At 64.3% G+C, this 18,331-nt stretch carries 16 protein-coding genes and 1 tRNA gene; 9 read left to right on the forward strand and 8 right to left on the reverse strand.

Features of this window, described 5'->3' with window-relative positions; all coding sequences use genetic code 11:
- Positions 1–67 precede the first annotated feature (67 nt).
- From mtgA to OVY48_RS17145, 3 genes are all read right to left on the reverse strand, one after another.
- Positions 68–766, reverse strand: coding sequence for a monofunctional biosynthetic peptidoglycan transglycosylase (mtgA, locus tag OVY48_RS17135; protein ID WP_313923724.1), 699 nt, complete (start codon positions 764–766; stop codon positions 68–70).
- 100 nt (positions 767–866) lie between these two features.
- Positions 867–1,781, reverse strand: coding sequence for an RNA polymerase sigma factor RpoH (gene rpoH / locus OVY48_RS17140; protein WP_037474994.1), 915 nt, complete (start codon positions 1,779–1,781; stop codon positions 867–869).
- Between the two features lie 77 nt (positions 1,782–1,858).
- A complete protein-coding gene (locus tag OVY48_RS17145; protein WP_313923725.1) occupies positions 1,859–2,815 on the reverse strand; it encodes an RluA family pseudouridine synthase in 957 nt (318 codons plus the stop codon).
- Positions 2,816–2,832: 17 nt separating this feature from the next.
- On the opposite strand from OVY48_RS17145, the gene OVY48_RS17150 reads away from it, so the two are divergent.
- Both OVY48_RS17150 and OVY48_RS17155 read left to right on the forward strand, forming a co-directional pair.
- On the forward strand, positions 2,833–3,234 hold the full coding sequence (locus OVY48_RS17150; RefSeq protein WP_313923726.1) for a M67 family metallopeptidase: 402 nt from the start codon (positions 2,833–2,835) through the stop codon (positions 3,232–3,234).
- Between the two features lie 98 nt (positions 3,235–3,332).
- The gene (locus OVY48_RS17155) at positions 3,333–3,980 is read left to right on the forward strand and encodes a histidine phosphotransferase family protein (protein WP_313923727.1); all 648 of its coding nucleotides are present in this window, start codon (positions 3,333–3,335) and stop codon (positions 3,978–3,980) included.
- Positions 3,981–4,069: 89 nt separating this feature from the next.
- Here the strand turns inward: OVY48_RS17155 and OVY48_RS17160 are convergent.
- Both OVY48_RS17160 and OVY48_RS17165 read right to left on the reverse strand, forming a co-directional pair.
- Positions 4,070–4,146: transfer RNA gene (locus tag OVY48_RS17160), tRNA-Met, on the reverse strand.
- An 87-nt stretch (positions 4,147–4,233) separates the two neighbouring features.
- Entirely contained in the window at positions 4,234–5,070 is an 837-nt protein-coding gene (locus OVY48_RS17165; RefSeq protein ID WP_313923728.1) for an alpha/beta hydrolase, read from the reverse strand.
- 147 nt (positions 5,071–5,217) lie between these two features.
- On the opposite strand from OVY48_RS17165, the gene OVY48_RS17170 reads away from it, so the two are divergent.
- The 6 genes from OVY48_RS17170 to OVY48_RS17195 all read left to right on the forward strand — a co-directional run bounded on the left by OVY48_RS17170 (position 5,218) and on the right by OVY48_RS17195 (position 11,059).
- Positions 5,218–6,627 carry a circularly permuted type 2 ATP-grasp protein gene (locus OVY48_RS17170; RefSeq protein ID WP_037476536.1) on the forward strand — a complete coding sequence of 470 codons (1,410 nt, stop codon included), beginning with the start codon at positions 5,218–5,220 and terminating at the stop codon, positions 6,625–6,627.
- A 140-nt stretch (positions 6,628–6,767) separates the two neighbouring features.
- Positions 6,768–7,700 (forward strand): alpha-E domain-containing protein, encoded by a 933-nt coding sequence (locus tag OVY48_RS17175; RefSeq protein ID WP_037476537.1) that lies wholly within the window; start codon positions 6,768–6,770, stop codon positions 7,698–7,700.
- 21 nt (positions 7,701–7,721) lie between these two features.
- Positions 7,722–8,594: a transglutaminase family protein gene (locus OVY48_RS17180; RefSeq protein ID WP_313923729.1), complete on the forward strand. Its 873-nt coding sequence runs from the start codon at positions 7,722–7,724 to the stop codon at positions 8,592–8,594.
- A 27-nt stretch (positions 8,595–8,621) separates the two neighbouring features.
- Positions 8,622–9,359, forward strand: a complete 738-nt coding sequence (locus OVY48_RS17185; protein WP_037476539.1) for a peptidase — start codon at positions 8,622–8,624, stop codon at positions 9,357–9,359.
- A gap of 78 nt (positions 9,360–9,437) precedes the next feature.
- A complete protein-coding gene (locus OVY48_RS17190; RefSeq protein ID WP_313923730.1) occupies positions 9,438–9,887 on the forward strand; it encodes a YaiI/YqxD family protein in 450 nt (149 codons plus the stop codon).
- Positions 9,887–11,059: an NAD(P)/FAD-dependent oxidoreductase gene (locus OVY48_RS17195; RefSeq protein WP_313923731.1), complete on the forward strand. Its 1,173-nt coding sequence runs from the start codon at positions 9,887–9,889 to the stop codon at positions 11,057–11,059. Before OVY48_RS17190 ends, OVY48_RS17195 begins: the two co-directional genes overlap by 1 nt.
- Before the next feature lie 15 nt (positions 11,060–11,074).
- Here the strand turns inward: OVY48_RS17195 and OVY48_RS17200 are convergent, their stop codons facing one another.
- The 3 genes from OVY48_RS17200 to OVY48_RS17210 all read right to left on the reverse strand — a co-directional run bounded on the left by OVY48_RS17200 (position 11,075) and on the right by OVY48_RS17210 (position 16,068).
- Complete coding sequence (locus OVY48_RS17200; protein WP_313923732.1) at positions 11,075–12,943, reverse strand: AMP-binding protein; 1,869 nt, start codon at positions 12,941–12,943, stop codon at positions 11,075–11,077.
- Between the two features lie 146 nt (positions 12,944–13,089).
- Positions 13,090–14,760, reverse strand: coding sequence for an MFS transporter (locus OVY48_RS17205; protein ID WP_037480366.1), 1,671 nt, complete (start codon positions 14,758–14,760; stop codon positions 13,090–13,092).
- A 12-nt stretch (positions 14,761–14,772) separates the two neighbouring features.
- Positions 14,773–16,068 (reverse strand): DcaP family trimeric outer membrane transporter, encoded by a 1,296-nt coding sequence (locus OVY48_RS17210; protein ID WP_313923733.1) that lies wholly within the window; start codon positions 16,066–16,068, stop codon positions 14,773–14,775.
- Between the two features lie 278 nt (positions 16,069–16,346).
- On the opposite strand from OVY48_RS17210, the gene acs reads away from it, so the two are divergent.
- Complete coding sequence (gene acs / locus OVY48_RS17215) at positions 16,347–18,290, forward strand: acetate--CoA ligase (protein ID WP_313923734.1); 1,944 nt, start codon at positions 16,347–16,349, stop codon at positions 18,288–18,290.
- Positions 18,291–18,331 lie beyond the last annotated feature (41 nt).

The raw sequence follows: 18,331 nt of genomic DNA on the forward strand, positions 1-18,331 counted from the left end.
GATAGGATCAGCCACGCACAACTTTATGTCGAAATCTGCGGGAAATATGCGAAGTTAAGAGGGGGCGTCACCGCAAACAGCTATCCAGCCCGTCCCGCTGCACCGCGCCGATCCGTGCCGCGATCGTATTGCCATAGCGGCGGGTGAAGCCGGTCGGAGCGACAGCGGCGCGCTTCTTGGGGAGGGGGAGGACGGCGGCGATGCGGGCGGCTTCCGCGCGCGTCAACTGGCCTGCGCCATGATTGAAATAGCGGATCGCGCCCGCCTGCGCGCCATAGGTGCCGATGCCGGTTTCCGCGACGTTGAGGTAGACTTCCATGATCCGCGGCTTGCCCCAGATTGCCTCGATCAGCACCGTGAACCAGGCCTCCAGCCCCTTGCGCACGAAGCCGCCGCCCTGCCAGAGAAACACATTCTTGGCCGTCTGCTGGCTGATCGTCGATCCGCCCCGGATGCGCCCGCCGCTGGCATTGTTCAACGCGGCCTTGGTGATGGCATCGACATCGAACCCGTGATGCGTGCAGAATTTGCCATCCTCCCCGGCGATCGCCGCGCGGGCCATGTCCGGGTCCATCTCGTCCAGCGGCATCCACTCCTTGGTGATGCCATTGGGATCGAGCAGCATCGTGATGGTCACCGGCGGCGGCACGAACCGATAGACCACCACCATCAACAGCGACAGGACGACAAAGCCGAGAATAATCTTGAAAGGAAGGACGATCCAGCGCGAACGGCGACGGGGGGAGCGGAGGGGTTTTGCGGTCATGGCATGAGCGTAACGCACTCCCGCCACGCCGCTCAACCCGCGCGCACAAAAAAGGCCCCGGCTTTACGCCGGAGCCTCTTAATGTCGGTAGTGCTATCCGTCAGGCAGCGGCGAAACGCGCCATCTGGCCCAACCGATCACCGGCAATCCGCATCATCGCCTTTTGCAGCTTCTCGAATGCCCGCACCTCGATCTGTCGCACCCGCTCGCGGCTAACGCCATAGACCTGGCTCAGTTCTTCGAGCGTCTTGGGCTCTTCGGCCAGACGCCGTTCGGCCAGGATATGCTTCTCGCGATCATTGAGGTCGGTCATCGCCTCTTCGAGCATTTCATGGCGCTGGGTGCGCTCCTGCTCGTCGGCCACACGCTCGTCCTGCAGCGGGTCATGATCCTGCAACCAGTCCTGCCACTGACCTTCGCCATCCTCGCGCATCGGCACATTGAGCGACGTGTCGCCGCCCATCGCCATGCGACGGTTCATCGACACGACATCCTGTTCGGATACGCCGAGATCAGTAGCGATTTTGGTGACGTCTTCCGGCTTGAGATCGCCATCCTCGAACGCTTCGATGTTGTTCTTCATCCGGCGCAGGTTGAAGAACAGCTTCTTCTGCGACGCGGTGGTGCCCATCTTCACGAGCGACCAGGACCGCAGGATGAACTCCTGGATCGAGGCGCGAATCCACCACATGGCGTAGGTCGCCAGGCGGAAGCCGCGCTCGGCCTCGAATTTCTTCACGCCCTGCATCAGGCCGATATTGCCCTCGGAAATCAGCTCGCTGACCGGCAGGCCGTAGCCGCGATAGCCCATCGCAATCTTCGCCACGAGGCGCAGATGCGAGGTGACCAGCTGCGCCGCCGCTTCAGGATCCTGATGTTCCTCATAGCGTTTCGCCAGCATATATTCCTGCTCAGGGGTGAGCAGCGGAAATTTGCGAATCTCCGACAGATAGCGGTTGAGGCTGGCTTCACCGCCCAGCGCCGGCACCGCGGGGACATTGCTCTTGTTGGCCATGTCGCTTCACCTTTCCCTTTCATGCGCGGCGGGACCCAGAAGAGGCATCCAAATCGCCGTCGCAAACGTGTCGAAACCTATACTCTAAGCTCGCTTAACAGTTCCTGCATGTCCATGGGCAATGCACTTTGGAACAGGAGGGGCGAGCCCGTCACTGGATGTATGAACCCGAGGGTTTTGGCGTGCAATGCCTGCCTTTTGAAACCCAGCGTTTCCAGTATTGATTTGAAACCTTTTCTATCCCTACTGTAAACCGGATCCCCGATCAAGGGGTGCCCGATGTGCGCCATATGCACGCGCACCTGATGCGTTCGGCCGGTTTCCAACCGACATTCCACCATCGCCGCGCCTGTCAGCCGTTCTTCTATCTTATAGAAGGTTATCGCCCGTTTTCCCCGTCCCTCACGATGAACCGCCATTTTCTTTCGATCAGCGTCGGACCGGCCGATCCATGTATCGATCGTCGCGCTGGGCGGGACGGGATGGCCATAGACGATCGCGGCATAGAGACGATCGATGCTGTGATCCTTGAACTGGACGGACAGGCCTTCATGCGCCCGGTCTGTCTTAGCAACGACCAACAGGCCCGATGTATCCTTGTCGATGCGATGAACGATGCCGGGACGGGCCACACCGCCGATGCCCGACAACTGTCCTGCGCAATGATGAAGCAGGGCGTTGACCAATGTGCCATCGAGATTGCCCGCCGCCGGATGAACCACCAGGCCAGCGGGCTTGTCCACCACGATCAGGTCGGCATCTTCATGGACGATGGTGAGCGGAATATCCTGCGCCACCGCATCCAACGCCACGGGGGCCGGGAGGGTGATCGCGAAACGCTGCCCGGTTGTAACCTTGATCGAGGCGCTGAGTTTGATTGTCTCGTCCGTCGCGCGGACATGCCCCTCGCCGATCAGCGCCTTGATCCGTTCGCGCGACAGGTCGGGCAAAAGGTCGGCAAGCGCGCGGTCGAGCCGCTGGCCATGCTGGCCCGCGTCGATAATTGCTTCGATGATGGAAACCCCCGCGGCCATTGGCTAGGGATGTAGGCATGAGCGTGACTATTTCAAGCCTGTTACGTGACCGGATCGTGGCGCTGGCAGCGGCGGACGATGGGGAAATTTGCGGGCTGTTGCTGGGCCAGGCCGGGCGGATAGAGGCGATCGCTCCGGCGGCCAATGTCGCGGCAGACCCGGCGCGCCATTTCGAACTGGACCCGGCGGTGCTGATCGCTGCGCACCGGGCGGCGCGGTCGGGCGGACCGAGCGTGATTGGCCATTATCACTCGCACCCGTCGGGCGTCGCTGTGCCGTCCGCCACGGACGCGGCCTGTGCGATGCCCGATGGAACGCTATGGCTGATCGTGGCTGGCAAGGAGGTGCGTCTGTGGCGCGCGCAGCCGGGGCAGGGTGGGACCGTGGCGTTCGCGGAGGCGTTGCTCGACATAAGGTGAGGGAAAGGCGGCGAGCCGGGGTTGCATCGCGCGGCGGGGCAGCGCATTAGCCGTGAGAGCCCATTTTCCTGACCACTATCCGGCGATCCAGACCCCGCATGACCAACCCGACCGACAGCATCGAATTCGCCAGCCTGCTCTGTTCGCGCCTGTGCCATGACGTGCTCAGTCCGGTCGGCGCGCTCAACAATGGCCTGGAACTGATGGCGGACGAGACGGACCCGGAAATGCGCCAGCGTTGCCTGGAGCTGCTTGGCGATAGCGCGCGAACGTCGGCCAACAAGCTCAAATTCTTTCGCCTGGCGTTCGGCTCTGCGGGCGGGTTCGGCGATGTGGTGCCGCCTCATGAAGCGCGGGTCGCGATCGAGGGCATGTTCGTCACCACCGGTCGGGTGAAGGTCGGCTGGATGGTCGATGAACAGATGCTGGGCAAGCTGGCGGTCAAGGTGCTGCTCAACCTGGCGCTGATCGCGGGCGACGCACTGGTGCGTGGCGGGCAACTCGACATCGGCGCGGAAGTGCGGCCGGGCGTGACCGAGATCGTGGTGCGCGGCGAGGGGCCAAAGGTCGTGCTCGACCCCGATCTGCGCGCGGCGCTGGCCGGCACCTTGCCGATCGAGGGACTGGCATCGCGGACAGCGGCAGCCTGGATGGTGCGCGCGCTGGTGACTGGCGCGGGCGGCGAGATCGCGCTGTCACCACCGGGTGACCCCATGCTGCTCTTCGGTGCGTCGATACCGGGCTGAACCCGGCGGCGCGCGGCACTTGCCGCGCGCTGACGATGTCCGGCGTCCACACACTGGGTATGCGTGGGAACATCTGACTATCTGAAAAATGGTAGCGGAGGAGGGACTTGAACCCCCGACACGCGGATTATGATTCCGCTGCTCTAACCAGCTGAGCTACTCCGCCCCTTGGGGCTCCGCAAGACAACATGGCCCTGCGGTGAGGCGGCGCTATACGCAGCGGCGGCGGGTCGGTCAACGGGGGTTTTTGCGATTATTTGCGCCGCACGCGCCAACCCGCTGGCAGCGTGGCTGGATAGCCCGCCATCGCGCCCGAATCGATCGCGCCGATCGCCGCGCTAACCATCGGACCAAGCTCCGCCATGTTGGGATTATGGCCTGCGCCCGGCACCGTCAGCAGGGCGGCAGGCGCACGAGCAGCAGCGAACAGCGCATCAGCCTGCGCCATGTCGATCCGGTCGTCGGCGGACCCCTGTATCATCACCAACGGCGCGCCGATCTTCGTCACCGCGTCCAGATTATTCCATTTGTCAGGCAGCAGCAGGCCGACGCCGCCGGGCGCCGATTCCTCCAGCTTGTCGAAAGTCGAAAGGGTAACGACCCCCGCCACCTTCACCGTCGCCGCGACATGCAGCGCCACCGCGCCACCCAGCGAATGGCCGACCAGGAACAGCCGCGCATCCGGCCCGACCAGATCGCGCGCGGCCGCCACGAAGCTGCGCCCGTCCGCCACCAGCCCGGCCTGCGTCGGCGTGCCCGGATTGCCGCCAAAGCCGCGATAGGACACCACGACCACATGGTCGCCCTTGCCCGCCAGATGTTCGGCATAGCGCGCGCCGATCCCCTGATGCGATCCCCGGCCGTGGAAGAAGAGGATGACGTCGCGGTCGGCTGGGTCGCCCGGCCAATAATAGCCGCTCAGCGCCAGGCCGTCCTCGCTTCGCACCGGCAGGGCCACAGGGGCCGTTTTCGTCCATTGCGCGACCTGCACCGGCGCGGCGTCGGCGCGGTAGATCTGCTCGCGCACGGTCGAGGCGCAGGCGGTCAACGCCAGCATGGCGGCCAGCGGCCCGCCGATCATCCTGTTCATGCCCCGCCTTCTGCCCGATCCTCGCTCTGGCGCAAGGAATAATGAAATCGCCCGATCCGTGTCATTTTTCTGTTGCAATCCTTTTTGCCCCACGTCCTAATGTTGCGACGCACAACCGGCCGTCCTGGCCGAGGGAGGAACGTCCACTTGCCCTTCCACGAAATGTTTGAGCCTGATGGTTCGATACGCGCCTGTTACGCCGAAGTGCAGAAATGGGTGGAACGAACGGGCATATCCGGGCTCAACCGTCGACTGGATGAGGCAGAGGCGATCTTTCGCCGCATCGGCATCACCTTCGCTGTCTATGGCGAGGGCGGCGACCCGGAGCGGCTGATCCCCTTCGACCTGTTGCCGCGCATCTTCACCGCGCAGGAATGGCGCGTGCTGGACAAGGGCATCCGCCAGCGCGCCCGCGCGCTCAACGCCTTCCTGCACGATGTCTATCATCGCGGCGAGATCGTGAAGGCCGGCATCATGCCCGCCGACATCATCTACAAGAACAGCGCCTATCTCGCCGAAATGGCGGACTTTTCCCCGCCCGGCAAAGTCTACAGCCATATCGTCGGCATCGACATCGTGCGCACGGGGCCGGGCAGTTTCGAAGTGCTCGAGGATAATTGCCGTACCCCGTCGGGCGTGTCCTACATGCTCGAAAATCGCGAGATCATGACGCGCATGTTCCCCGAACTGTTCGCCGCCGGGATCGTCGCGCCCGTCGATGATTATCCCGCAGAATTGCTCAAAAGCCTCAAGGAAGTCGCGCCGCCCGCCTGCAAGGGCGATCCGGTCGTGGTCGTCCTCACCCCCGGCTCGCTCAACAGCGCTTATTATGAGCATAGCTTCCTCGCCGACCTGATGGGCGTCGAGCTGGTCGAACCCGCCGACCTGTTCGTCGACAATGACCGGGTGTGGATGAAAACCACGCTGGGGCCAAAGGCGGTGGACGTGATCTACCGCCGCATCGACGATGAATATCTCGACCCGCTCGTTTTCCGCGCCGACAGCCTGCTCGGCGTCCCCGGCATCTTCAACGTCTATCGCAAGGGCGGGGTGACGCTCGCCTCGGCGCCCGGATCGGGCATCGCCGACGACAAGGCGGTCTATATCTACGTGCCGGAGATGATCCGCTTCTATCTCGGCGAAAAGCCGATCCTCGACAATATCCAGACCTGGCAGTGCGGCAAGCCCGACGAATGCGCCTATGTGCTGGAACATCTGCACGAGCTGGTGGCCAAGGAAGTCCATGGGTCGGGCGGATACGGCATGTTGATCGGTCCCAAATCGACCAAGGATGAGGTCGCCGCCTATGCCGATCGCATCCGCGCCAATCCCAAGGAATTCATCGCCCAGCCGACGCTCGACTTGTCGACCGTCCCGACTCTCGGCCCCGCCGCCGTGGTCGGCCGCCACGCCGACTTCCGCCCCTATTGCTTGGTCGGCAAGCAATTGCGCCTCGTCCCCGGCGGCCTGACCCGCGTGGCCCTGACCGAAGGGTCGCTGGTGGTCAATTCCAGCCAGGGCGGCGGGGTCAAGGACACCTGGGTGTTGCAGGATTGATGGGGCGGCGCGACAACCCCCCCCCTTCAGGGGGGGCCGGGGGCCGGGGGGGGCCACTGGCGCAGCGCGCGGGGAAGCCCCACCCCAACCCCCCCCCTGAAGGGGAGGGGCTTTAAGAACGCAGTTTTTGAGGTTATCCCATGCTGAGCCGGACCGCCGAAAATCTCTTCTGGATGGCGCGCTACATGGAGCGGGCGGAGGCCACCGCGCGCCTCCTCACCATGGGCCAGCGCATGGCGATTCTGCCCGGCGCGCATCATCGCGACGAATGGCGATCGGTCGTCCGCGCGGCAGGCTGCGGCCACCAGTTTCCTGAAGGATCGACCGTCACCGAAAGCGACGCCGTCGCCTATCTGATGCTCGACCTCGACAATAGCAGCTCGATCCGCTCTTGCCTCGCCAAGGCGCGCGCCAATGCCAAGTCGGCCCGCACCATGTTGACGCAGGACATGTGGGAAGCGCTCAACGATGGCTGGCGCAAGCTCGACAGCTATGATGTCGGCGAAGCCCGCCAGCAACTCCCGGCGCTCATCGACTGGGTCAAGACCCGCGTCATGACCTTCCGCGGCGCGACTCATTCCGGACAGTTGCGCAACGAAGGCCACGATTTCCTGCGCTGCGGCTCGGCGCTCGAGCGGGCGCAGATGACGCTGCGGCTGCTCGACGTCAAATATTATGTCCTGCTGCCCGAAACCGAAGTGATCGGCGGCAATCGCGACCATTATCAATGGACCTCGGTCCTCTACGCCCTGTCCGGCGCGCGCGCCTATCATCATGTCTATGGCGGCACCTACACCCCTTGGCAGATCACCGATTTCCTGATGCTCAACCGCATGTTCCCGCGCAGCGTCGCCTTCTGCTATGACCAGCTCGCCTATCGGCTCAACCGCCTGTCGGGCTGGCATGACAAGCGCGGCCCGTGCAACGACACGATCGAACAGATGGTGAGCGCGCTGGAACAGCTCGACAGCGGCGAAATCTTCCGCTTCGGCCTGCATGAAACGGTGCAGCAGGGGCTGGCGATGACCAACCAGTTGGGCATCGAAATCGCCCAGACCTATCATTTCGGCTGATCGGGGGAGGGGGCGCTCGCGATGAAATTGCTGGTCCGGCATCAGACCATCTATTCCTACGATCCGTCGGCGGGGCGGGTGGTGATGCGGCTGAAACTGATGCCGGTCGACACGCCCGCGCAGACGGTGCTGGACTGGAAGGTCAGCGTCAATGACGCCCCCGTCACCGGCTTTCACCGCAACAGCAATGGCGAGATGGAGGCGCTGTGGGTCCGACACGATCAGCTCGGCCAAGCGGTGATCGTCGCTGAAGGCCTGGTGGAAACGCGCGAAACCCATGGCGTCGTCGGCGGCCCGATCAGCCGCGTGAACCCGCTCTATTTCCTGCGCGACACGCCGCTCACCCGCGCATCCGACGCCATCGCCGCCATGGCCCTGGCGCTGCCCGACGGCAATGGACCGCTCGCCCGGCTCCACGCGCTGGCCGCTGCCGTCACCGACGCGGTCGCCTATCGCGCCGGCGTCACCACATCGGCCACCACCGCGGCGCAGGCCTTTCAGTTGGGCGCAGGCGTATGCCAGGATCATGCTCAGATCTTCATCGCCGGCGCGCGCGTCCTTGGCATCCCCGCCCGCTATGTGTCGGGCTATCTGCTGACCAGCGAAGGCAATGAACTGCACGAAACCCATGGCTGGGCCGAAGCGCTGGTGCCGGGCCTTGGCTGGGTCGGTTTTGACCCCTCCAACCGCGTCTGCGTCACCGAACGCTATCTGCGCGTGGCGAGCGGCCTGGATGCCGACGACGCAGCACCGATCCGGGGCACCATCTTGGTCGCGGGCGATATCACGATTGACGCGGACGTCCGTATCGCGCAGGCGGATGACGGGATCGAGGAACGGCAGTTGCAACGGCAACAACAGCAAAATAGTCCGCCGCCCGGTCTACAGGGTTGAGTCAGATATTTCGGGAGCCTGCGGGGAATGACCTATTGTGTGGCGGTGCGCGTGGACCAGGGGTTGGTCATGCTGTCCGATACCCGCACCAATGCGGGCATGGACAATATCGCCCGCTTTCGTAAGAGCTTCACCTATGTCGTGCCGGGCGAACGCGCGATCACCCTGCTCTGTTCGGGCAATCTGTCGATCACCCAAGGGGTGAAGGCGACGCTCAGCAAGGCGATCAAGGACGCCAAGCTCGACCCCGAGATCGAAACCATCCTCAATTGCAGCACCATGTATCGCGTGGCCCAGATCGTCGGCGACGCCATGCGCGCGATGCAGACCCGCTATCGCGAAAGTATCGAAATGGGCGGATCGGGCGCCAGTGCCTCGATCATGATCGCAGGCCAGCGTCGCGGCGGCAAACCGCGCCTTTACCTCGTCTATTCCGCCGGCAATTTCATCGAAGCGACCGAAGACACGCCCTTCTTCCAGATCGGCGAACATAAATATGGCAAGCCCATCCTCGACCGCATCATCGCCCGCGAAACCAGCCTGGAGGATGCGACCAAGGCGGTGCTTGTCTCGATGGACTCGACCCTGCGCTCCAACCTCTCGGTCGGCATGCCGCTCGACCTCGCCGTCATCCCCACCGACGCCTACGACTTCCGCGTCCGCACCCGCATCGAAGCCGATAATGAAGAATTCGCCATGATCTCGCAAAGCTGGAGCGCTGCGCTGCGCAAGGGCTTCGAGGATCTACCCAACGTCCTGGATTGAGCGGGCGGGGAATAGCCTGATCCGAAATTAGCGCGGCGACCATTGTCTCGCCTCGCCCGGCGGCTTATCGCGCCTTCCATGAAGATTCTGGTCGATGCCGATGCCTGCCCCGTCAAGGAGGAGATCTACAAGGTCGCCTTCCGCCATGCCGTGCCGGTGACGATCGTCAGCAACAGCCCGATCCGCATCCCCCCGCATGACCTGCTCGACCGGGTGGTGGTCAGCGACGGCTTCGATGCGGCCGATGACTGGATCGCCGAGCGGGCGGACGCGGGAACCGTGTGCATCACCGCCGATATCCTGCTCGCCGATCGCTGCCTGAAGGCTGGCGCGGTGGTGATCTCGTCCAACGGCAAACCCTTCACCAATAGCTCCATCGGCGCGGCCATCGCGACCCGCGCGATCATGGCGGACTTGCGCGCGGGCGGCGATCAGATTGGCGGGCCACCCCCGTTCGGCAAGGCCGACCGATCGCGCTTCCTCTCCGCGCTGGACGAGGCGCTGGTGCGCCTCAAGCGAGTCCGATAATGGCGGATTGGGACGCGATCATCCTGGGCGCGGGCGCGGCGGGGATGATGTGCGCGGCGACAGCGGGCCAGCGGGGCAAGCGCGTGCTGCTGGTTGATCATGCCGATCAAGTGGGCAAGAAGATCCTCATTTCCGGCGGTGGTCGCTGCAATTTCACCAACATCCACACCGCCGCCGACCGCTATCTGTCCGCCAACCCCCATTTCGCCAAATCGGCGCTGGGCCGCTACAGCGCGCAGGATTTCATCGCGCTTGTCGATCGCTATGGCATCGCCTGGCATGAAAAGACGCTGGGGCAATTATTCTGCGACGGCTCCGCCAAGCAGATCGTCGCCATGCTGGAAGAGGAATGTGCCATCGGTGGCGTCACCATGGCACTGGCGCAGCCGGTGGGTGACGTGGCCCATGGCGACGGCCTCTACCGGGTCAAGCTGGGCGCGGTCGAGCATCGCGCCCCCGCCTTGGTGCTGGCGACCGGCGGGCCATCCATCCCCAAAATGGGCGCGACCGGCTTTGCCTATGATGTCGCGCGACAGTTCGGCCTCGCCATCGTCCAGCCGCGCCCCGCGCTCGTCCCCTTCACGCTGGGCGAAGAAGACGCGCTGTTCCAGGCATTGTCGGGCGTGTCCGCTCCGGTCGAAGTGCGCTGGAACAAGACCCGCTTTCGCGAGGCGGCGCTCTTCACCCATCGCGGCCTGTCGGGTCCGGCCATGCTTCAGATCAGCAGCTATTGGCAGCACCGCACCCCCATTCAGGTCGATTTCCTGCCCGACCTCGATGCCGACTGGCTCATCCAGGCAAAGCGCGACCGCCCCCGCGCTTCCTTACGCAAGGTGGTAGGGCAGGCGCTGACCGAGAGGCTCGCCGACGCGTTGCTGGAGCGGGTCGGACTTGAAGGCGAAATGGGGAATCTCTCCGACAAAGCGCTACGCCAGCTTGGTGCCCGCCTCCACGACTGGCCCTTCGCCCCGACCGGGACGGAGGGCTATGCCAAGGCCGAAGTGACCGTCGGCGGCATCGCCACCGCTGGCCTGTCGTCGCGCACGATGGAGGCGACCAAGATGCCCGGCCTCTATGCCATCGGCGAAGCGGTGGACGTCACTGGCTGGCTTGGCGGCTATAATTTCCAATGGGCCTGGGCCAGCGGCTGGGCGGCGGGTCAGTCAGTCTGACTCCCGCCACCGCTCTCACTCCACCTTCGCGAAAATTTCCATGATCGCCTCCAGCGCCGCCGGGCTTTCGATCGTCGCGGGCATCGCCATCGTCTCGCCCGCCGCGACCTGACGCAGCGCCGCGCGCAATATCTTGCCTGACCGCGTCTTGGGCAGCGCGCCGACGATATGCACGTCCTTCAGAGCCGCCACTGGCCCCAGTTCGTCGCGCACCGCCTTGATGATCTCGGCCCGCAGCGTCGCCGCGTCCCACTCACCTGTCCGCGCGACGACGAAGGCCATCGGCACCATGCCTTTCAACGCATCGTCCACGCCGATCACCGCGCATTCGGACACCAGCGGATGACAGGCGACGATCTGCTCCATCTGCCCGGTCGACAGGCGATGGCCCGCGACATTGATAATGTCGTCGGTGCGCCCCATGATGTTGACGAAGCCATCGGCATCGACATGGCCTGCATCACCCGTCTCATAATGGCCGGGGAAACCGGCAAAGGCCTTGGCGAAACCCGCCTCGTTATTCCACAATCCGGCATAGCAGCCCGGCGGCAGCGGCAGCGTCATCACCACATTGCCCGTTTCGCCCGGCGCGACGTCCACGCCGCCATCGTCCACCACGCGAAAGCCATAGCCCGGCACCGGGAAGCCCGCGCTTCCTGCCTTGCGCCGCGTATCGCCCAGGCCAAAACAGGTCGCGAGCGCAGGCCAGCCCAATTCCGTCTGCCACCAATGGTCGATCACCGGCAGGTTGAGCTGCGCTTCGGCCCAATGGATCGTGTCCGGGTCGGCCCGCTCGCCCGCCAGGAACAGCGCGCGCAGATTCCCCGTGCCGATCTGGCGGATATAGTCGCCCTCCGGGTCTTCCTTGCGCACCGCGCGGATCGCGGTCGGCGCGGTGAAGAAGATGCGGACATCGTTGCGGACAATGGTCCGCCAGAAGGTGCCTGCGTCCGGTGTGCCCACCGGCTTGCCCTCGAACAACAAGGTCGTCGCGCCCGCCAGCAACGGGCCATAAGCGATATAGCTATGCCCAACGACCCAGCCGACATCGGACGCCGCCCAGAAAACCTCGCCCGGACGGATGCCATAGATATGCGCCATGCTCCAGGCGATCGCCACCGCATGACCGCCATTCTGCCGGACCACGCCCTTGGGCGTGCCGGTCGTGCCCGACGTATAGAGAATATAGAGCGGATGGGTCGCCTCGACGGCCAAGCACTCGACCGGCTGCGCCTCTGCCAGTGTGTCCGCCCAGTCGAAGTCGCGCCCCTCCTGCATCGGCGCGATCGCCTGCGGCCGTTGCAGCAGGATGACGCGCTCGATCCGGTGGGTCGCCATTTGCAGCGCCTTGTCCACCAGGGGCTTGTACGGGATGACCTTGCTGCCCTCGATCCCGCACGATGCCGTCATCAGCAAGGTGGGCGTCGCATCGTCGATCCGCTTGGCGAGTTCGGGTGCGGCGAAGCCGCCGAACACCACCGAATGGATCGCGCCGATCCGCGCGCAGGCCAGCATCGCGATAACCGCCTGCGGCACCATCGGCATATAGAGGATGACCCGGTCGCCCTTGCCGACGCCTTGGGCGGCGATCATGCCCGCCGTGCGCGCCACCTCGTTTTGCAACTGGGCAAAGCTGAAGGTCAGCCGCGTATCCGTCACCGGGCTTTCATAGATCAGCGCCAGTTCGTCGCCGCGCCCCGCCGCGACATGGCGGTCGACCGCATTATGGCATGTGTTCATCAGGCCGCCAGCAAACCAGCCTTCGCCCTCGGTCCAGGCGCGCACCGGCGGCACCTGCCACTCGATCGCCTGCGCCGCGTCCAGCCAATAGGCTTCGCGATCGTCCTGACTGCGCATCTGTGCGTCGAGATAGGCCTGGGCCATGATTTTCTCTCCCATGTTGGAAATAATCCTGCCGCAAATCCGTAGGAAAGGCCATTCGACGTTAGTCGGGCGCGGCCTGCGCGACATAAAATAAGGGCGGCCTCCTATTGGCGGCCGCCCTCTCAACCATTGTACGGGTCGCTGTACTAGTCGTCGATATTGCGCTTGAACGTCTCCGGCAGGAACAGCAGGCCGATGACCACCGTGGCGGCTGCGACGACCACCGGATACCATAGACCGTAATAGATGTTCCCGGTCGCCGCGACCATCGCGAAGGCCGTCGTCGGCAGGAAGCCGCCGAACCAGCCATTGCCGATATGATAGGGCAGCGACATCGACGTGTAGCGGATGCGGCTGGGGAAGAGTTCCACCAGCATCGCGGCGATCGGCCCGTAGACCATCGTCACCAGCATCGCGAGCGCCCACAGGATCGCCACGACCGCGACCTTGTTGATCTTCGCGGTGTCCGCCTTGGCCGGATAGCCCGCATCGACCAGCCCTGCCTGCAACTGCGCCTGATAGGCCGCGATCGCCGCTTTCTTGTCCGGTCCCGCCAACGTGGCGGCATCGGGCGCGGTCAGGCTGACGCTGCCGATCCTGACCACCGCAGGCGTGCCTGCTGCGGCTTCGACATTGTCATAGCTGACCCCGGTCTTGGCCATATAGGTCTTGGCGACGTCGCAGCTCGACGTGTCGAACTTGTTCTTGCCGACCGGATCGAACTGGAACGAACATTCGGGCTTATAGGCAACGATCGTCACAGGCGCGGAGGCCTGCGCCGCCGCCAGCGCGGGATTGGCTGCATTGGTCAACGCCCCGAACAGCGGGAAGTAGGTCATCGCCGCCAGCGCACAACCGCCCAGGATAATCGGCTTGCGGCCGATCTTGTCGGACAGCCAGCCGAAGAAGACGAAGAAGGGGGTAGCCAGCGCGAGCGCGATGGCGATCAGGATATTGGCCGTCGCCCCATCCACCCGCAGCGTCTTTTCCAGGAAGAAGAGCGCATAGAATTGCCCGGCATACCAGACCACCGCCTGACCCATGACCGCACCCAACAGCGCGATGATGACCCAGCGCAGATTGCCCCATTTGCCGAACGCTTCGGTCAGCGGTGCCTTCGACGTGGTGCCTTCGTCCTTCATCTTCTGGAAGACGGGGCTTTCGTTGAGCTGCAGGCGGATCCACATCGACACGCCGAGCAGGAAGATCGAGATCAGGAAGGGCAGACGCCAGCCCCAGGCGGCAAAGGCTTCCTCGCCCAGCGCGAAGCGGAAACCGATGACCACCAGCAGCGCGGCGAACAGCCCGAAGGTCGCGGTGGTCTGGATCCAGCTGGTATAAAGGCCGCGTTTCCCCTCCGGCGCATGTTCGGCGACATAGGTTGCCGCCCCGCCATATTCGCCGCCCAGCGCCAGGCCTTGCGCCAGACGCAGGACCAGCAGGATGACCGGCGCCGCGACGCCGATGCTGGCATAGTTGGGCAGGATGCCGACCGCGAAGGTCGACAGGCCCATAATGCCCATGGTGACCAGAAACGTATTCTTGCGCCCGACCATGTCGCCGATCCGCCCGAACACGATCGCGCCGAACGGCCGCACCGCAAAACCGGCGGCAAAGGCGGCGAGGGCAAAGATGAACCCCGTCGTCTCATTCACGCCGGAGAAGAATTGCGCCGAAATATAGGTGGCCAGCAGGCCATAAAGATAGAAGTCATACCATTCGAACACCGTGCCCAGCGATGACGCGGCAATGACGAGCTTCTCATTCTGCCCCGTCACGCTGCGCTTTGGCTGGCCGTCATCATATGTTGTCGCCATCTGCCCTCTCCCTTAAAATGTATATTTCGCGGCCATCTCGACACGGTCCATCTGGCCCTTCAGGCCACTGACGACTTCCCGCTGAGCATGACGATATTCGATCCCGAAATCCAGATTCTTGACCGGCGACCAGAACAGGTTGCCGGCCAGACTATAGGCCGCCTTGTTGGCCAGATCCGGCAGCAGGATGCCGCCGGGATAGTCGGCATGTTGATAGCCGACCATGAAGGTCGACCGGATCGTCGGCGTCCAGCCGAGCTTGAGCGCGGCAAAGCCAGCGACATTGTCGACCACATGCAACTGGTTGCCGATCGCGCTGTCGTAGATGGCGTCGGGCGCATAGCCGACGGTGAAGTAGCGGCCCATGCCATGGCCATAGGTGGCCAGAAAGCGCAGGTCGTGGCGCCCTTCCGGCCCGAACGGAATCTTGCCGCCCGTCGTGATGCCCCAGCCCATCGCCGTGTCGCCGACGCCATTGTTGCGCACCGACAATTGCCGCACCAGCCCGGCTACATGCAGTTCGCCGATCGCGCCCTTATAGGCGAGCTTGGCGACGAGATCGGGAATGCGATCCTGGTCATTGTCCACCAGGGCAGGGGCGGTCGTCGTCTCCGTCTCGGTCTGCGGATTTTCCGCCGCCAGATAGAGGTCGAAGCCGCCGCCCAGCGGTTGCTTATACTGCACCATCATCTGCCGCACGAAGATCGCGCCGTCCATCGGTCCCACGAAATCGGTGGTTTCGGGCAGATGGCCGGGGTTTTGGAAGGTCGTCCATTCCTGCCCGATCAGCCAGTTGCCATAGCTGATGAAGCCGCGGCGAAAGGTCGGCGTATAGGGGTTGGTCGCCCGCTGCGCGCCCAGCGGCGCGGCCGCCAGTGCGAAGTCGAACTCGACCACGCTCTTAATCTCCTTGCCACCCAGCGGCGTGGAGGTGCTGAACGACAGCCGCGTCTGGCGCGCATGGCCGATGATGTCGCGGCTACTTTGCCCGCCCACCGGAATCTGCTGCGGCAGGTAGAATTCCTTGCCCAGCGATCCGCCCGGCACCGCGCCATCATCATAGCGCGTCGCGCTGCCGACCACCTTGACGAAACCGCCCAGCTTGAAGGTGGTGGAACCGACCTTGAAGCCGTCCGACGCTGGCTTGGCTTCCAGCGTCGCGACGCGGCTGTCGGCCTTCTGCGCGATCTGCGTCGATGTCTGTTGTTCGGCGCGCGCCTGCGTCAATTCGCTGCGCAGCGCCGATACCGCAGCTTCCAGCTGGTTGAGCCGCGCTTCCAGCTCCGCCTCGCGCGCCGTCTGTGCCATAGCACTAGGGGCGTTGACGATAGCCACCGCCATCGCCCCCATCGCAATCCCACGCCTTAGATTTATGAATGCTCTATTCGTCATCATTCATCCTCTCCCCGCCGGTCGCCCCTTTCTGCGAAGGGGTGTGGCGATCCGGCCATGCTTGCATCATGCGGGTCGGGGCAGGGGAAGGATAAGGCGGACCATGGTCGCAAGTCCCTCCAACTTTGGTCGAGGATGGCGGGCGGGCCTGGCTTCGTTACGCTAGTGCGAAAGAGTTTGGAGAGGCCAAAACCATGAGCGAATCCCTCTATCCCGTTCCCGCGTCCCTCGCCGCCGATGCGCGGGTCACTGCCGCGGACGCCGCCCGGATGCATGCGCAGGCGCTGGCCGATCCCGACGCCTTCTGGCGCGATCAGGCGCAGCGGCTCGACTGGATCACCCCCTTTACCAAGGTCGATGAAAGCAGCTTCGATGAAGCCGATTTCGGCATCAGCTGGTTCGCCGACGGTCAACTCAACGTCTCGGCCAACTGCATCGACCGGCATCTGGCCGAGCGCGGCGACCAGCCCGCGATCATCTGGGAAGGCGATAATCCGAGCGAAAGCCGGGTCATCACCTATGCACAACTCCACGAGGAAGTCTGCCGCTTCGCCAATGTGCTGAAAGCACAGGGGGTCCGTCGCGGCGACCGGGTGACGCTCTATCTGCCGATGATCCCCGAAGCCGCCTTCGCCATGCTGGCCTGCACCCGCATCGGCGCGGTCCATTCGATCGTCTTCGGCGGCTTCTCGCCCGACAGCCTCGCCAGCCGCATTCGCGACTGCGACTCCCGCCTGGTCATCACCGCCGACGAAGGGCTGCGCGGTGGCAAGGCTGTGCCCTTGAAGGCCAATGTCGATGCGGCACTCGCCCATTGCAACTCGGTCGAAACCGTAATCGTTGTCCAACGCACCGGCGCGGACGTGCCGATGGTGGAAGGGCGCGACCTCTTCTATGGCCCAGCCCGCGATGCAGCCGCGCCGGATTGCCCGGCCGAGGCCATGGGCGCGGAAGACCCGCTGTTCATCCTCTACACCTCCGGTTCGACCGGCACGCCCAAGGGCGTCCTCCACAGCACGGGCGGCTATCTGCTCTGGGCGGCGATGACTCATGCGCAGGTGTTCGATTACCGGCCCGGCGAAGTCTATTGGTGTACCGCCGACATCGGCTGGGTCACTGGCCACAGCTATGTCGTCTACGGCCCGCTCGCCAATGGCGCGACCACGCTGATGTTCGAAGGCGTGCCCAACTATCCCGATCATAGCCGCTTCTGGCAGGTCTGCGACAAATGGAACGTCGCGATCTTCTACACCGCCCCCACCGCGCTGCGCGCCTTGATGCGCGAGGGCGACGCCTTCGTGCAGGCGACCAGCCGCGCCTCGCTGCGCATCCTGGGCAGCGTGGGCGAACCGATCAACCCGGAAGCCTGGCAATGGTATCACCGCGTCGTCGGCGAAGGCCGCTGCCCGATCGTCGATACCTGGTGGCAGACCGAGACCGGCGGCATCCTCATCGCCCCGCTACCCGGCGCGACGGACCTCAAACCCGGCTCTGCGACCAAGCCGCTATTCGGCGTCCACCCCTTGCTGGTCGACGCCGATGGCAAGGAACTGGACGGCGCGACTGAGGGCAATCTGTGCATCGCCAAAAGCTGGCCCGGCCAGATGCGGACCGTCTATGGCGATCATGAGCGTTTCTTCCAGACCTATTTTACCACCTATCCGGGCCGCTACTTCACCGGCGACGGTGCCCGCCGCGATGCCGATGGTTATTATTGGATCACCGGCCGGGTCGATGATGTCATCAACGTGTCGGGCCACCGCATGGGCACCGCCGAAGTCGAAAGCGCGCTGGTCGCCCATGCCAAGGTTGCCGAAGCCGCCGTGGTCGGCATGCCGCACCCGATCAAGGGGCAGGGCATCTACGCCTATGTGACGCTCAACGCGCATGAGGAGCCGTCCGAAGAGTTGCGCAAGCAACTCGTCGCCTGGGTCCGCAGCGAGATCGGCCCGATCGCCACGCCCGACATCATCCAGTTCGCGCCCGGCCTGCCCAAGACCCGATCGGGCAAGATCATGCGCCGCATCCTGCGCAAGATCGCCGAGGGCGAGACCGATACGCTGGGCGACATTTCGACCCTCGCCGACCCGTCGGTAGTCGAAGCGCTGATCGCCGACAGCCAGATGGCAGCGGCCTGAGCCGCTTGCCGGGCTAGGGGACAACCCCTATTTGCATCGCT

The organism is Sphingobium sp. SA2 (assembly GCF_032227065.1).
Taxonomy (GTDB): domain Bacteria; phylum Pseudomonadota; class Alphaproteobacteria; order Sphingomonadales; family Sphingomonadaceae; genus Sphingobium.

What these genes read in the sequence shown, in the direction of transcription:
- OVY48_RS17175 (WP_037476537.1), top strand. Translation starts at nt 6,768, where the DNA reads ATGCTGAGCCGGACCGCCGAAAATCTCTTCTGGATGGCGCGCTACATG.
- OVY48_RS17210 (WP_313923733.1), bottom strand. Translation starts at nt 16,068, where the DNA reads ATGGCACAGACGGCGCGCGAGGCGGAGCTGGAAGCGCGGCTCAACCAG.
- OVY48_RS17205 (WP_037480366.1), bottom strand. Translation starts at nt 14,760, where the DNA reads ATGGCGACAACATATGATGACGGCCAGCCAAAGCGCAGCGTGACGGGG.
- OVY48_RS17145 (WP_313923725.1), bottom strand. Translation starts at nt 2,815, where the DNA reads ATGGCCGCGGGGGTTTCCATCATCGAAGCAATTATCGACGCGGGCCAG.
- mtgA (WP_313923724.1), bottom strand. Translation starts at nt 766, where the DNA reads ATGACCGCAAAACCCCTCCGCTCCCCCCGTCGCCGTTCGCGCTGGATC.
- OVY48_RS17200 (WP_313923732.1), bottom strand. Translation starts at nt 12,943, where the DNA reads ATGGCCCAGGCCTATCTCGACGCACAGATGCGCAGTCAGGACGATCGC.
- OVY48_RS17190 (WP_313923730.1), top strand. Translation starts at nt 9,438, where the DNA reads ATGAAGATTCTGGTCGATGCCGATGCCTGCCCCGTCAAGGAGGAGATC.
- OVY48_RS17155 (WP_313923727.1), top strand. Translation starts at nt 3,333, where the DNA reads ATGACCAACCCGACCGACAGCATCGAATTCGCCAGCCTGCTCTGTTCG.
- acs (WP_313923734.1), top strand. Translation starts at nt 16,347, where the DNA reads ATGAGCGAATCCCTCTATCCCGTTCCCGCGTCCCTCGCCGCCGATGCG.
- OVY48_RS17195 (WP_313923731.1), top strand. Translation starts at nt 9,887, where the DNA reads ATGGCGGATTGGGACGCGATCATCCTGGGCGCGGGCGCGGCGGGGATG.
- OVY48_RS17165 (WP_313923728.1), bottom strand. Translation starts at nt 5,070, where the DNA reads ATGAACAGGATGATCGGCGGGCCGCTGGCCGCCATGCTGGCGTTGACC.
- OVY48_RS17150 (WP_313923726.1), top strand. Translation starts at nt 2,833, where the DNA reads ATGAGCGTGACTATTTCAAGCCTGTTACGTGACCGGATCGTGGCGCTG.
- rpoH (WP_037474994.1), bottom strand. Translation starts at nt 1,781, where the DNA reads ATGGCCAACAAGAGCAATGTCCCCGCGGTGCCGGCGCTGGGCGGTGAA.
- OVY48_RS17180 (WP_313923729.1), top strand. Translation starts at nt 7,722, where the DNA reads ATGAAATTGCTGGTCCGGCATCAGACCATCTATTCCTACGATCCGTCG.
- OVY48_RS17185 (WP_037476539.1), top strand. Translation starts at nt 8,622, where the DNA reads ATGACCTATTGTGTGGCGGTGCGCGTGGACCAGGGGTTGGTCATGCTG.